This window comes from Mesorhizobium sp. AA22 (assembly GCF_001672375.2).
GTDB classification, from domain to species: domain Bacteria; phylum Pseudomonadota; class Alphaproteobacteria; order Rhizobiales; family Rhizobiaceae; genus Mesorhizobium; species Mesorhizobium wenxiniae.
The window spans coordinates 4641212-4653705 of record NZ_CP048406.1; the positions used below are offsets into that span (position 1 = coordinate 4641212).

Here is a 12494-nt window from a genome sequence, read left to right on the forward strand (position 1 = left end):
CCAAACAGATCCGAACCTAGCCAACCCGGTCTTGCACCGAGAATTTCTCTCCGGGCACAGAGAAATGCCCCACCGGACTTCGCCGTACAGCGAAGTCCTGGGAGTTGCGAAAAGCTGTCTTCCCTCCGCCTCTATTCTTGCCCGAGCACTGACCCTGCGAGCGAGGCGCCTGTCCGGCACCCGCCCTCAACGGTCTTCAGCACTGTCCTCCGCGAGCTAAGAAACGCGATTACTTCTTGGCTTTCGCCTTCGCGGGCGCTGCCTTCGCCTTCGGCTTGGCCGCCGGCGCTGCTTTCTTCACTGCCACCGAAGACTTCGCTGCAGCCGCTTTCTTTGCCGGCGCAGCCTTCTTGGCCGGCGCAGCCTTGGCAGGTGCTGCTTTCTTCGCTGCCGGCTTCGCCGCGGCCTTTGCAGCCGGCTTCTTGGCTGGTGCTGCTTTGGCCTTGGCTGGTGCTGCTTTCTTCACTGCCGGCTTTGCCGCGGCTTTCGCGGCCGGCTTCTTGGCCGGCGCTGCTTTTGCCTTGGCCTCGGCGGCCTTCGGCTTGGCAGCAGGTGCTGCTTTCTTCACAGCTGCTGCGGCCTTTTCCGCCACAGCTTTTACTGGTGCTTTCTTTGCCGGTGCCTTCTTTGCCGGAGACTTGGATGCCGGCGCTTTGGATGACTGTTTAGCCATATCATGCCCCTTCGTTGTGCCGACGGCCGTTAATGACCCGGCGCGTAATGCATATCTGACTCGCGCTTGTCTAGCCAGCGAAGCATTAGCATGATTTTTTCAGTTTAAATTTTGATTACCGGCGACACACGCTCGTCCTGATTTCGCAAAATGTCGCTGCTGCTCTTCGAGCTTGCCGAGGGTTTGCGACAGACATTCTGCGCGCTTAACCGGAACCAATCGCACTACAAAGTGCTGAAGGTTAGCAAGCGTTTTGCTCGTCGATCATCGACCGGCAACATCATGATGGGCTGCTTCATCGATCTCATCGTCTTGTCCAACGAGACGATCTACACAAGCTACAAAAGCAGAGCCCGGCTCGTTCTGCGCCATGACCTTGTCTGGGGCTTGAGAAGGCAACCTTTTTGCCAGTTGACAGATTACTCGATCCGACAGAGTATTCTGGTCTGCGGGGGAAGCGTAATGTCATTCGCGAAAGATCTAGCGGCGCTGTCCCAGATCAGTGAGACTGAACGCTGACCACCATAGCAGGCCCAATGATGGCTGCCGACGAAATCATCCACCAGAGCGTGCGGCTCATGATCATGGCGGCGCTGAATTCTCTGGAAAGGCGCGAAGCGCTGGAATTCACCCGATTGAAGGCCATCGTCAATGCCACCGACGGCAATCTCGGCGCGCATATCGATACGCTTGCCAAGGCGGGATATGTCGATGTCGAAAAGCTGTTTGTCGGACGCCGGCCGCAAACGCGGGTCAAGGCGACATCAATCGGACGGCGCGCCTTTCGCGGTCACGCCGCCTTCCTTCGCGCCATCCTCGATGAGGCGGAGCAGCCAGGTAAACGCGTTCAGCGCAGGACGCGGCAGCGGCCGTTGTAGACCATCCAGCGGTCGAAGCCCGCGACGCAGAATTCGACATTATCGCCGATCGAGGCAAAGCCCTGCCCTTCCTCGATCAGATACCAGATGGTGCGGGCGTGGCCGTCGGACAGGCTGACGGTGGCGCCGCAATAGCGACGGCCGATCGGCCAGGTTTCATTGGCTGGCAGATAGCGGTGCTGGTGGATCCCCTGGAAATCGGTGATCTCGACATCGGGCAGATTCGGCACGTGGCGCACCTGGTAGGAGAAGCGGCTGATGATCTTGTTCAGCACCCAGGCCTCACCGCAAACGCCGCTGTCTTCTTCGGTATAGACGGCAAGGTCGGCCGCCATTGCTGCCTGGGTGACGGCGAGGGACGCGCCGAGCGGCGTGCAAAGGGCGATCAGTGCGGCAAGTGCGGATTGGGCGAAGCGAGTCATGGCAGCCTCTTATGGTCGACTGCGCGCACTGTGCGGATTCGCTTGCGCGCGGTCAAGCGGTTGTAGAGACGATGGTTTCTTAGTTTGAAATCGCCTTCAGCCAATGCAGGCGCGCGGATACCTCTGCCGCCTTACGCCGCCAGCCATTCCAGCGTCCAGTGCGCCGGTTTTCCGACGACAAGCAATTTGTGCAAGGCCGGCAGCAGCGTGCGCAGCTCGCGCTCCAGCGTGAACGGCGGGTTGACCACCACCATGCCGCTGCCGTCGAGGCTGGGCTCGGCCGATGGCGGCCTGATCTCGAAGCCGATGTCGAGCAGCTTCGGGACGCCTGACTGCACCAGCGCATTCCGGAAGGCGATGACCGCCTTGCGGTCCTTGACCGGATACCACAGCGCATAGATGCCGCCCGGCCAGCGCTTGTGGGCTTTCCGCAGCCCATCGACGAGGCGGTCGAACTCGCACTCCTCCTCAAACGGCGGATCGACCAGCACGAGACCGCGCTTTTCCTTCGGCGGCAGATGCGCGCCGAGCGCCAGCCAGCCATCGAGCTCGATCACCCGGGTCTGGAAATCGCCGGCGAATAGCGCTCTCAGCTTCGCGGCATCCTGGCGATGCAACTCGATCGCTGACAGCCGGTCCTGCTTGCGCATAAGATGACGCGCGATCAGCGGCGAGCCCGGATATTTTTTCAGGCCGCCTTCAGAATTGAGCGAACGGACGGCTTCCAGATAAGGCGCCAGAAGTGCTGCCGCCGGCGCGTCGAGCGCGGCATCGAAAAGCCGGCTGATGCCGCCTTGCCATTCGCCGGTCTTTTGCGCTTCAGTCGATGACAGGTCGTAGCGGCCGATGCCGGCATGGGTGTCGATGACGCGAAACGCCTTGTCCTTCTGCTTCAGATATTCGACGAGTCGGCTCAGCACGACATGCTTGACGACATCGGCGAAGTTTCCGGCGTGATAGGCGTGGCGGTAGTTCATACGATACTCAATTCGACGACCCGCCCCTGCCCCAGCGCGGCGGTGGCGGCTGCGAATTGGGATTTTGCGGCCGGCCGCCGCCACCGAAACGAAACGCCAGCACCAGCCCGATCAGGCCGACTGCCATCAACGAGAAGCCGACCGGCTGCGCCCGTTGATCGACCTCGCCAACGCCGGAGCGCAGCACTAGGTCCACCGCCCGCATCTCGATGCCCTCGGCGTCGCCTCGGCCGACGGTGAAGATGTAGAGGCCGGGGCTGACCGTCGGGATCAGGCCTGCCTCGTCGCGAAAGATCTTGTCCGGCAGTTGCGGGCTGGCCTGGCGCGGATTTTCCGAATGGTTGAATTGCAGCGTCGAGGCGAGCACCGTCCTGCCGCCGGTGGCGGCGGTCAGCGTCAGCACGGTGCGCTGTTGCGAGACGACGATGCGTTCGGCCCTCGCGGTGAGGTCGACCAGCACCCGCACCGGGGCGTCGCGAGCGGCGAGCGGTACCGTCACCGGCTTGAACCGGCCCTGCTCGTAGACCCGCCAGGTGCCGATCTCATGGCCGGAGAAATTGCTCATCGCCCAGGGATAGACGACGCCGATGCCGATGCCGGCGAGCAGGATCAGAAAAAACAGAAAGCGCATGCGCTCGACTACCTTGCCCGGATATTAGTTGGCGCCGCCGCGGGCGCGTTCCATTTCGTCCAGGAGCATGTCGAGGCCGAGCTCGGACGTTGTATCGAATTCGGCGGTGCCAAGATAGACAATAACATGGGACCGAAAAGTGGAAACCGGTTTTGGGAGAATCCGAATGATCTGAGCGATCGTAAGGAGGATCAGCCCTTCCCCTTCTGGAGGCTCGATTCCAATGCGCGCTTTCCCGTCTCATCGAACAAATGCAGATGCTGCGGCGGGAACGCCACCGTCACCGTCGGGCCGGCCGTCAGCGCCGCCCGGTCGAGCGTGAAGACGTTGAATGGCAGGCCGTGTAGGCCGAGATGCAGGATGATGCCGAAGCCGGTCGGCTCGATCAGGTCGACCGTCGCCCTCAGGCTGCTCTCCGAGGCCGGCGACATCTCGACGTGCTCCGGCCGGATGCCGAGCGTCACCGCCGCGCCTTCCTCCAGTTGATAACCAGACGAAAGCCCAATCAGCGTTCCGTCAGGCAATCGTGCGCCGGCCGTGCCTGCGCCGACCTCATAGCGTGCCGACAGAAAATTCATGGCCGGCGATCCGATGAAGCCGGCCACGAACAGGTTGGCAGGGCGGTCGTAAAGCTCCAGCGGGCTGCCGACCTGCTGCACCACGCCCTCATGCATGGCGACGATCCGGTCGGCCAGTGTCATCGCCTCGATCTGGTCGTGGGTGACATAGATCGAGGTCGCGCCGAGATCGCGGTGCAGCTTCTTGATCTCTGCCCGCATCTGCTCACGCAGGCGCGCGTCGAGATTGGACAGCGGCTCGTCGAACAGGAATGCTTTGGGTTGGCGCACGATCGCGCGGCCCATCGCGACGCGCTGGCGCTGACCGCCCGACAGTGCCTTCGGCCGCCGCGCAAGCAGCGGCTGCAGCTCAAGCTTCCGGGCGGCATTGCTGACAGCGGCTGTGATCTTCTCGTGGGCGGCCTTCCGGATCCGCAAGCCATAGCTCATGTTCTCGGCGACGTTCATGTGTGGGTAGAGCGCGTAGGATTGGAACACCATGGCAATGTCGCGGTCCTTGGGCGCCCGCTCATTGACGCGCATGCCGTCGATCCGGATCTCACCTTCGGTCACCTCCTCGAGCCCGGCGATCATCCGCAGCAGCGTGCTCTTGCCGCAGCCCGACGGGCCCACCAGCACCACGAACTCGCCGTTCTTTATCGCCAGATCGACGCCGTGCAGCACGGAGACGATGCCGAAATTCTTGCGGACGTTGCGGATGTCGATCGATGCCATGAAACCTCACTCAGCCCTTGACCGCGCCGGCCGTCAGGCCCTGTACCAGATAGCGCTGGATGAACAGGAAGAAGAGGCAGGCCGGGATCAGTGCCAGCACGCCGGCCGCCATCATCTGCCCGAAATCGACCGAAAACTTCGACACGAAGGTGAGCAGACCGACCGGAAACGTGGCGGCGCTGTTGCCCGAAATCAGCATCAGCGCGAACAGCAGTTCGCTCCATGCGGCGGTGAACACAAAACCCAGCGTCGCCGCAATGCCCGGCAGCGTCAGCGGCAGGACGATCTGGCGAAATGCCATGAACTGCGTAGCGCCATCGATCTTGGCCGCCTCCTCCAGCTCCTTGGGAATGCCGTCGAAAAACGACTGCATCAGGAACGTCGCGAAAGGGATGTTGAAGGCGGTGTAGACGACGACCAGCCCGGTCAGGCTGTTGGTCTGCCCGAGCGGCGAGAGCATCTTGAAGATCGGCGCGACCAGCATCACCAATGGAAACATCTGGGTGAGCAGCATCAGCGCGACCAGCCAGTATTTGCCGCGGAAGGTGAAGCGCGACAACGCATAGCCAGAGAGAGACGCGAGCAGCGTCACGATCACGGCCGTTGCGCCGGCAACGATCATGCTGTTCCTGAAGAAGACCGGGAATGCGCTGTGGGCGAGCACGAAGCGGAAATGTTCAAAGCTCATCCGCGACGGCCACATCCGCACGCCCTCCGAATAGAGCAGGTCGTTCGGCGTCACCGATACTTTCAACAGCCAGAACAGCGGGAACAGCGCAAAGACCACGTAGCAGAGGATCGCCAGGCGATGCAGCGCGGTGCCGAAAATCGAATACCTGTTCATCTGGTCATCGCCCGATCCATCAAGCCCGATCCATCAGGACTTGCCGAAGCATGACGATCAGCATCGAATAGGCGAGCAGCAGAATGAGCAGCACCAGCGCAATGGCCGAGGCATAGCCGAAATCAAGGGCCCTGAAGGCCTGCGTGAAGATGTAGCTCGCGACAATTTGCGTGCGGTCGGCTGGGCCGCCGCTGGTCATGACGATGATCAGGTCGGCGAAGTTCGCGATCCAGACGGTGCGCAACAGCACGGTGATCGCAATGGTCGGCGCAAGGAATGGCAACGTTATCGACGTGAACCGCCTGACCGCACCGGCGCCGTCGATCGCCGCCGCCTCGTAGAGGTCGCGCGGGATGGCCTGGAGCGCCGCCAGCAGCGTGATGGCGAAGAAGGGAATGCCCCACCAGACGTTGGCGATGATCGGTCCCCACATGGCGAGCTGCGGATTGGAAAGGATGTTGGCCGGCTCACTCATCAGGCCGAGCGCATAAAGCCAATGCGGCAGCGGTCCGATGACGGGGTTGAACAGCCACGCCCAGTTGAGCCCGGTGAGGAAGGTCGGCACCGCCCAGGGCAGGAACACCAGCGCCTGCGCGATGGCGCGGCCGGCAAACGGCCGGTCGAGCAACAGCGCCAGGACCAGGCCGAACACGAATTGCAGGAAGACGGATGCGCCGGTCCACCACAGCGTGTTGCGCAGCGCCCGATAGAAATTTTCGTCGTCATAGAGGGTGCGAAAATGATCGAGCCCGACATAGCCGCCAGAGAACGGGTTGAGCAAGTGCACGTCGCGGAAGGCGTAGGACAGGCCTAGCACCAGCGGCGCCAGCATGATGGTGACGATCAGAATCAGCGCCGGGGCGGTGTAAAGATACGGCTCGGCATGGCGCGTGATTCGGTCGACCAGCGACCGGCGGCGCGATTCCGTGAACCCGGCGGTGGCGTCAAAAACCATCAGCTAACGCTTTCGTTCCAATTGGCCATCCTTCCAATCGACCATGGACGAGATGTATCGGAGCCGCCCACGATGGGCGGCTCCGATGCTCTCGGTCCGCCGTTTATTTCTTGGCCAGGTGTTTCTGCTGCGCCTTGGTCAGATAGTCGGCCCACTGGTTGGCCATTTCCTCGGGTGTGATATCGCCGAGCAGGGCCTGTTGACTGGTCTTGATGACCATCGAGTCCTTGAAGAAGGCGAACTCCTCGAGATAGGTCGGCATGACCGTCGGCACTGCATCCTTGTCCTCGAGTTCGGCGAACCAGCCCTTGAACTGCTCGCTTGAGTAAAAGGGATCCTTTTCGGCCGACTTGTGGACCGGCAGCGCTCCAGTGCGCTTGTTCCACTCGACGTTGCCCTCGGGCCCTTCGAGCGTTTCGATCAGCTTCCAGGACAGGTCCTTGTTCTGGCTGGCCGCCATCATCGACCAACCGGCATAGCCGATGGTCGGGAACGTCTTGCCGCCAGGCCCCTTCGGCATGGTCGTGACACCGTAGTCTTCCGGCTTCATCCGCTCGGCTATCGCGATCAGTGCGTCCGGATCCTGATCAAGCATTGCGCAAGTGCCGGTGTAGAATCCGGCGACGATTTCGTTAAAACCCCAGTTGACGCTGTCCTTCGGTGCCAATCCCTTCTTGTAGAGATCGACGACCCAGGTCAGTCCCTTGATCCAGCCCTCGCTGTTCATCGTCGAGGTGCCGTCGTCGTTGAAGAATTTGTTGGACCCGGCCATCGTTGCGCCGAACATAATCCAGCCGTTGAGGCCGCCCGGCCCGCCGCGCAGGCAGTAGCCATATTTGCCCGGAAGCTTGGAAACTTTCTCCGACGCCGCCACGAACTCGTCCATCGTCTTGGGCGGCTCGGCGACACCAGCCTCCTGGAACAGCTTCTTGTTGTAGAACATCGCCCGGAGATAGAAGCCGTAGGGCAGCATGTAGGCAGTGTTGTTCACGTCGCGGCCGAGTTCAAGCGCGCGATCGGTGAGGCCCGAGGTGTGCTCCCATTTGGCAAGATAGGGTTCGAGGCTTTCGAGAAGGCCGTTGTTGGCATAGAGCGAGAGCCAGGTGTCCGGCATCTCCATGACGTCGGGGATTTCGCCGGCGGACACCATGGTCGCGAATTTCTGGAACGCCTCGCCCCAGGGCAGTGAGATGATTTCGACCTTCGTGCCCGGGTTGGCAGCCTCGAATTTGGAGACGATCGATTTCAGGGTTTCGGTGCGCTCGGGGCTGGTGATCACCTCCACGAGCTTCAGCGTCGTGTCGGCGAGTGCAGCACCCGACATCAGTACGGTGGCGAATGCGGCGATAAGAAGCTTCTTCATTTCCGTTCCCTTCTTGTCTGGTTGCTTCAGGTCTTTTCTTCGGACGCGGCGTCGATCGCCGTTTCCAGGTCACTCCACAGCGCCTCGGTTCCCTCAAGGCCGACATGGAGACGCACGGACCGCGGATGGACGCCGAACGCCATCGCGGAATTAGGTTGGGCCTTCTGCTGCAGCACGACCTCGCCGGGCACAATGAGGCTTTCGTGGCCGCCCCAGGAAACGCCCAGCTTGAACAGCTTGAGGCGGTCGGCAAACGTGCGGATATCGATGCCGTCGCGGAAGACAAATGAGAACAGGCCCGACGTGCCGGTGAGCCCCGCAGGAAGCTGGTTGGCCAACCCCGGATGACAGACCTTCTCCACGATCGGATGATCCTGCAGGCGCCGTGCGATTTCGAGGCCGGAGGCCTGATGCGCGCGCATCCGGATCGGCAGCGTGCGCAAGCCGCGGATCAAGAGCCAGGCGTCGAATGGCGACAGCTTGCCGCCGAGATATGGATAGGCTTCGCCGCGGATGCGGCCGATCAAGTCCTTCGAGCCCGCCACCACCCCGGCCACGACATCGCTGTGGCCACCCAGATACTTGGATGCGGAGTGGACCACAACGTCCACACCGAGCGACAGCGGGCGCTGGAAGACCGGGCTGGCCCAGCTGTTGTCGATGATGGTCGGGATGTCGCGGGACTTTGCCAGCGCAGCGAGCGCACCGATGTCATGCGTTTCCATGACCCAGCTGGTGGGGCTTTCCATATAGAACAGCTTGGCGCCAGGCAGGGCGCTCGCGACAGCCGCCTCGTCGCGCCCGTCGACATAGGTCACCTCGACGCGCATGCGCGCGAGCAGCGTCCCGAACAGCCGGAACGCGTCCGGGTAGATATGCCTGACCGCGACAATGCGGTCGCCCGGTTCGACGAAGCTCAGCACTGCCGATGAGATGGCGGACATGCCGCTCGCAAAACCGATGGCGTCCTCAGCGCGCTCCAGTTTTGCCAACATTTCCTCGAACATGCGCACGGTCGGGTTCAGCCCGCGCGTGTAGGTCGGCCGCACTTTTTCGCCGCGGTATGTCTCGAGCATCTCGTCATAGTTCGGGAAGGTGAAGAGCGAGGTCTGCACGATCGGCGGAACGACGGCATCGAAGGCGTTGCCCTCGTCATGGGCGGCGATCAGCGACGCCTGGTCGAAAAAATCGGCACCGTTCATTTCGACATTTCCTCGATATCCTCTTCCACGATCTCGAGGATCTTCAGCGTTTTTCCGCGCGCCAGCTCCGCGTTCCTGGCGATGATGGCATCGAACAGCTCGCGGTGATACGGGAACGATCGCCGCGCGAAATCCTGCCGGTCGAAAGGATGGTCCCAGAAGCGCTCGAACGCTTCGCGCATCTGCCCCAGGAGTTGGCGGAAAAGCGGGTTGTGCGTGGCGTCGTAGACGGCCAGGTGAAAGGCCAAGTCTTCCGGACCCGACGTGCCGGTGGCGAGATGGACGCGCTCCATCTCGATGAGTTTTTCCTCGATCGTCCGCAGATCGTCGACTGTCCGCCGCCGCGCCGCGACCATGCTTGCCTCGGCCTCGATGCCGCGGCGTACCTCGAGGGTGTGCAAGAGGCCATCGCGCAGTTCTGCCGTATCGAGCGACAGCGGCAAATGGATCGTGCCGGCGGATATCGGCTTCAGCAGATACGTGCCGCTGCCTTTGCGGGTCTCGGTGACGCCGAGCGCCTCGAAACGCCCCATCGCCTCGCGTATCGTCGAGCGCCCGACGGAAAGCGCGGCCATCAATTCGCGTTCGGTCGGAAGCCGGTCACCGCTCTTCAGCGCAGCGCGCTCGACATAGTCGGCTAGCGCTTCCATAACCTGCTTGCCGCGGTCCAACGGCGGGAGCGTGGCGATTGCCACACGCGTGGCGGGTGCCCCGGGCAGTTCGCCGCGCGCTCGCATGGTGCCTACGCCCAAAATTGGTCTGACATCTTAGCAGAATTGCGCGCGGCCGACCTTTCGTCAAGTGCCCGGGCAGTGTCTCAGCTTGCATTTCGGCTCACGACCCACCGTGGAACCATAAACCTTGACGCAAAGGCTTCTTCTGCGACGTCGCAAAAAAATCAGGTGCAAAACTGTCGCTCTAATCGGGATTTTGCGACAGTCGCTTTGAGTCCAAAGCTACCGTTCAGCCTCATCTTGGAGAGAGGCCATCGAGCAGAAAGCCGAGGCCTTTCCGGAAAGCGCCGTCCCAATCGTTGTCCAACAGCAGACGAGAGCGTTCGACTGTCGGGTAGCGTTCGCTGAGACTTGTAAGGCGCTGCTGCGCGGCGACCCTGTCGTCGTCCGAGAGGTCGAAGCTCGCCCGGGTGAGGGTGGCGCCCATCACATAGTTCCAGAGTGACCATATCGCGACGTTCAGATCTGCGTCCGCTACACCGGCTCCGGACAAGGTCTTGCTTAGCAGTTCTAGGCGGCTGAGCATGTTCGGCCCGAGCGCCCGGCGCGGCAACAGCGACGCCGACCAAGGATGGCGCAGCATGCTGGCGCGCCAGTCTTCAAGCATATAAACGACTTCTCCGCGCCAGTCTTGAGACTCACCCATTTGTGGCGGTCCGCGATATTCGAGCACCGAGTCGAGCGCCAGATCAAAGACATCCTCTTTGTTGTCGACGTGCCAATATAGGCTCATCACGCCCGAGCTGAGGCGATCGGCCAGCCGACGCATGGTCAATCCGTCGACTCCCTGGGCGTCCAGCAGTTCTACCGCGGTCGCCACGATGCGTTCCCGAGAAAGCGGCGGTTCACTGCGCGCCTGCATTGGCTGGAGCCACTCACTTGTCGGTTGAGACCGTTTGCTCCGGGCGCCGGTACGTTTGGCTGCCATCCGCTCTTCCTCGCTGTTGAGAACGTCGATTTTGACCGGCAACGCAAAGAATGTCGATCTTGGACGATTGACTCGTACGTTGTACCATACGATGACTCGTACGTCGCACGAGTCATCGTATGAGCGATACGGTTAAGTTCAATCATATCGGCCGCAAGGGTGCGTTGCTCGCAGTCCGAAGCCAAAGAAAATCATGTCACACGAAATCAAGCATCTGCTTACCGGAGGGCTAATCATCATGACCATGGGAGTTCCCACTGCGACGACAGCGAATGAGAACGATCTCAAGCTGACCATCGTCAATCCACAAAACCTCTACGACCCGTCGCCGAACGGCTACAGCACGGCGGTGATCACGCCCCGCGAAGCCCGGGTGGCCTATATCTCCGGACAGGGCGGCGAAGACAGTACGGGAGCCTTGTCGCCCGACTTCGCTGTCCAGGTCGAGCAGGCCTACGCAAACTTGCGTACCGCCCTGGATGCGCTCGGTGCCAGACCGGATCAGGTCGCAAAGCTCACGGTCTTCGTGGTCGATCACGATATGTCCAAGCTTGAGGTGTTGACCAAAAACATCAAGAAAATGTTCGGCGAAGCGCTGCCGGCGCAGACCCTGATTCCCGTGCCCAAGCTTGCAATTGACCCCATGCTCTTCGAGGTGGAAGCCGTCGTCATTCTGGAGTAGTGGTCCGATCGCCTTTCGCAAGCTTCGCGACAGTTCACCCTGTCCATCCAGTCAATGGTTTGCCTGTCGCAAATGTCCTCGCGAAAGTGGTGTTTCGCGACCGATTTTTGTGACAGCCGCAAGGGGTGCTCGCCACCCGAATGCGACGGTCATGCAGTTGTGCGGATCGAGGAGCCGAATGTGATGGTCTTGGATGGTGTACGTGCCTTGGTGTTCGACGTATTCGGCACTGTCGTCGATTGGCGCAGCGGCGTGGGGCGCGAAGCTGAACCGTTCCTGAAGCGGTATGGAGCCGGAACGGCCGTTCCTACCGCTTTCGCGGATGCGTGGCGCCGCCGTTACTCGCCAGCGATGGAGGAGGTGCGCAGCGGCCGGCGGCCCTTTACACGTCTCGACGTGCTGCATCGGGAGAATCTGGAAGCTGTTTTGCCGGAATTTGGGATCGACCCGGCTTCGGTGCCAGCCTCCGAACTGGACGAACTGAACCTGGCATGGCACCGATTGGAGCCATGGCCGGACGCGGTGGCCGGCCTCACGCGGCTGAAGGCCCGCTATATCATCGCGCCGCTCTCGAACGGTAACATCGTCCTCATGCTCAACATGGCGAAGCGTAGTCGTATCCCCTGGGATGCGATCCTCGGCGCCGAACTCGTGCAAGCGTACAAGCCGATGCCGGAAGCTTATCTTCGCACCGCTGACGTGCTGGCAATGAAGCCGGATGAGATCTGTCTTGTGGCCGCCCACAATGGCGACCTTGCAGCGGCTCGGGCATGCGGACTACGAACAGCCTTTGTCCCGCGTCCGACCGAGCACGGGTTAGCGCAGACCACGGACTTGCACCCAGATCAGGCCTGGGACCTGGTGGCCAGCGACTTCATTGACTTGGCTGAACGGCTTCAGTTGTAGCGCCTCT

The 12494-nt window shown here is 61.6% G+C and carries 15 protein-coding genes; 5 read left to right on the plus strand and 10 right to left on the minus strand.

The genetic code is table 11. The features are described from left to right. Nucleotides 1-275 precede the first annotated feature (275 nt). The 3 genes from A9K68_RS31415 to A9K68_RS22440 are packed head-to-tail and all read left to right on the plus strand — an operon-like array spanning nucleotide 276 to nucleotide 1551. A complete protein-coding gene (locus A9K68_RS31415) occupies nucleotides 276-767 on the plus strand; it encodes a hypothetical protein (protein WP_203546856.1) in 492 nt (163 codons plus the stop codon). Between the two features lie 56 nt (nucleotides 768-823). Continuing rightward, nucleotides 824-1192 (plus strand): hypothetical protein, encoded by a 369-nt coding sequence (locus A9K68_RS22435; protein ID WP_065008944.1) that lies wholly within the window; start codon nucleotides 824-826, stop codon nucleotides 1190-1192. A 17-nt stretch (nucleotides 1193-1209) separates the two neighbouring features. Then, a complete protein-coding gene (locus A9K68_RS22440; protein ID WP_029354350.1) occupies nucleotides 1210-1551 on the plus strand; it encodes a transcriptional regulator in 342 nt (113 codons plus the stop codon). On the opposite strand, the gene A9K68_RS22445 is transcribed toward A9K68_RS22440, so the two are convergent. From A9K68_RS22445 to A9K68_RS22490, 10 genes are all read right to left on the minus strand, one after another. Next, a complete protein-coding gene (locus A9K68_RS22445; RefSeq protein ID WP_065008943.1) occupies nucleotides 1521-1973 on the minus strand; it encodes a hypothetical protein in 453 nt (150 codons plus the stop codon). The two genes, A9K68_RS22440 and A9K68_RS22445, sit on opposite strands and share 31 nt — an antisense overlap. A 131-nt stretch (nucleotides 1974-2104) precedes the next feature. Continuing rightward, on the minus strand, nucleotides 2105-2950 hold the full coding sequence (locus A9K68_RS22450; protein WP_065008942.1) for a 23S rRNA (adenine(2030)-N(6))-methyltransferase RlmJ: 846 nt from the start codon (nucleotides 2948-2950) through the stop codon (nucleotides 2105-2107). Between the two features lie 7 nt (nucleotides 2951-2957). Then, nucleotides 2958-3581, minus strand: coding sequence for a hypothetical protein (locus tag A9K68_RS22455; protein ID WP_065008941.1), 624 nt, complete (start codon nucleotides 3579-3581; stop codon nucleotides 2958-2960). Between the two features lie 191 nt (nucleotides 3582-3772). Then, the gene (gene ugpC, locus A9K68_RS22460) at nucleotides 3773-4873 is read right to left on the minus strand and encodes a sn-glycerol-3-phosphate ABC transporter ATP-binding protein UgpC (RefSeq protein WP_065008940.1); all 1101 of its coding nucleotides are present in this window, start codon (nucleotides 4871-4873) and stop codon (nucleotides 3773-3775) included. Between the two features lie 10 nt (nucleotides 4874-4883). After that, entirely contained in the window at nucleotides 4884-5717 is an 834-nt protein-coding gene (locus A9K68_RS22465; RefSeq protein ID WP_065008939.1) for a carbohydrate ABC transporter permease, read from the minus strand. Nucleotides 5718-5736: 19 nt separating this feature from the next. Then, nucleotides 5737-6672 (minus strand): sugar ABC transporter permease, encoded by a 936-nt coding sequence (locus A9K68_RS22470; RefSeq protein ID WP_029354362.1) that lies wholly within the window; start codon nucleotides 6670-6672, stop codon nucleotides 5737-5739. 103 nt (nucleotides 6673-6775) lie between these two features. Continuing rightward, nucleotides 6776-8035, minus strand: a complete 1260-nt coding sequence (locus A9K68_RS22475; protein ID WP_029354364.1) for a sugar ABC transporter substrate-binding protein — start codon at nucleotides 8033-8035, stop codon at nucleotides 6776-6778. A gap of 26 nt (nucleotides 8036-8061) precedes the next feature. Further along, nucleotides 8062-9237, minus strand: coding sequence for a PLP-dependent transferase (locus A9K68_RS22480; RefSeq protein ID WP_065008938.1), 1176 nt, complete (start codon nucleotides 9235-9237; stop codon nucleotides 8062-8064). After that, nucleotides 9234-9974, minus strand: a complete 741-nt coding sequence (locus A9K68_RS22485) for a FadR/GntR family transcriptional regulator (protein ID WP_065008937.1) — start codon at nucleotides 9972-9974, stop codon at nucleotides 9234-9236. The genes A9K68_RS22480 and A9K68_RS22485 overlap by 4 nt, the downstream gene beginning before the upstream one ends. Before the next feature lie 232 nt (nucleotides 9975-10206). Beyond that, nucleotides 10207-10899, minus strand: coding sequence for a TetR/AcrR family transcriptional regulator C-terminal domain-containing protein (locus A9K68_RS22490; RefSeq protein WP_065009009.1), 693 nt, complete (start codon nucleotides 10897-10899; stop codon nucleotides 10207-10209). Nucleotides 10900-11092: 193 nt separating this feature from the next. Between A9K68_RS22490 and A9K68_RS22495 the strand changes: the two genes are divergently transcribed. Next, entirely contained in the window at nucleotides 11093-11581 is a 489-nt protein-coding gene (locus tag A9K68_RS22495) for a RidA family protein (RefSeq protein WP_065008936.1), read from the plus strand. Between the two features lie 183 nt (nucleotides 11582-11764). Then, complete coding sequence (locus A9K68_RS22500) at nucleotides 11765-12487, plus strand: haloacid dehalogenase type II (protein ID WP_065009008.1); 723 nt, start codon at nucleotides 11765-11767, stop codon at nucleotides 12485-12487. Nucleotides 12488-12494 lie beyond the last annotated feature (7 nt).

Coding starts and splice junctions, on each gene's coding strand:
- A9K68_RS22495 (WP_065008936.1), top strand. CDS start 11,093: ATGTCACACGAAATCAAGCATCTGCTTACCGGAGGGCTAATCATCATG.
- A9K68_RS22445 (WP_065008943.1), bottom strand. CDS start 1,973: ATGACTCGCTTCGCCCAATCCGCACTTGCCGCACTGATCGCCCTTTGC.
- A9K68_RS22490 (WP_065009009.1), bottom strand. CDS start 10,899: ATGGCAGCCAAACGTACCGGCGCCCGGAGCAAACGGTCTCAACCGACA.
- A9K68_RS22465 (WP_065008939.1), bottom strand. CDS start 5,717: ATGAACAGGTATTCGATTTTCGGCACCGCGCTGCATCGCCTGGCGATC.
- A9K68_RS22475 (WP_029354364.1), bottom strand. CDS start 8,035: ATGAAGAAGCTTCTTATCGCCGCATTCGCCACCGTACTGATGTCGGGT.
- A9K68_RS22435 (WP_065008944.1), top strand. CDS start 824: ATGTCGCTGCTGCTCTTCGAGCTTGCCGAGGGTTTGCGACAGACATTC.
- A9K68_RS22470 (WP_029354362.1), bottom strand. CDS start 6,672: ATGGTTTTTGACGCCACCGCCGGGTTCACGGAATCGCGCCGCCGGTCG.
- A9K68_RS22450 (WP_065008942.1), bottom strand. CDS start 2,950: ATGAACTACCGCCACGCCTATCACGCCGGAAACTTCGCCGATGTCGTC.
- A9K68_RS22455 (WP_065008941.1), bottom strand. CDS start 3,581: ATGCGCTTTCTGTTTTTTCTGATCCTGCTCGCCGGCATCGGCATCGGC.
- ugpC (WP_065008940.1), bottom strand. CDS start 4,873: ATGGCATCGATCGACATCCGCAACGTCCGCAAGAATTTCGGCATCGTC.
- A9K68_RS22485 (WP_065008937.1), bottom strand. CDS start 9,974: ATGCGAGCGCGCGGCGAACTGCCCGGGGCACCCGCCACGCGTGTGGCA.
- A9K68_RS22500 (WP_065009008.1), top strand. CDS start 11,765: ATGGTCTTGGATGGTGTACGTGCCTTGGTGTTCGACGTATTCGGCACT.
- A9K68_RS22440 (WP_029354350.1), top strand. CDS start 1,210: ATGATGGCTGCCGACGAAATCATCCACCAGAGCGTGCGGCTCATGATC.
- A9K68_RS22480 (WP_065008938.1), bottom strand. CDS start 9,237: ATGAACGGTGCCGATTTTTTCGACCAGGCGTCGCTGATCGCCGCCCAT.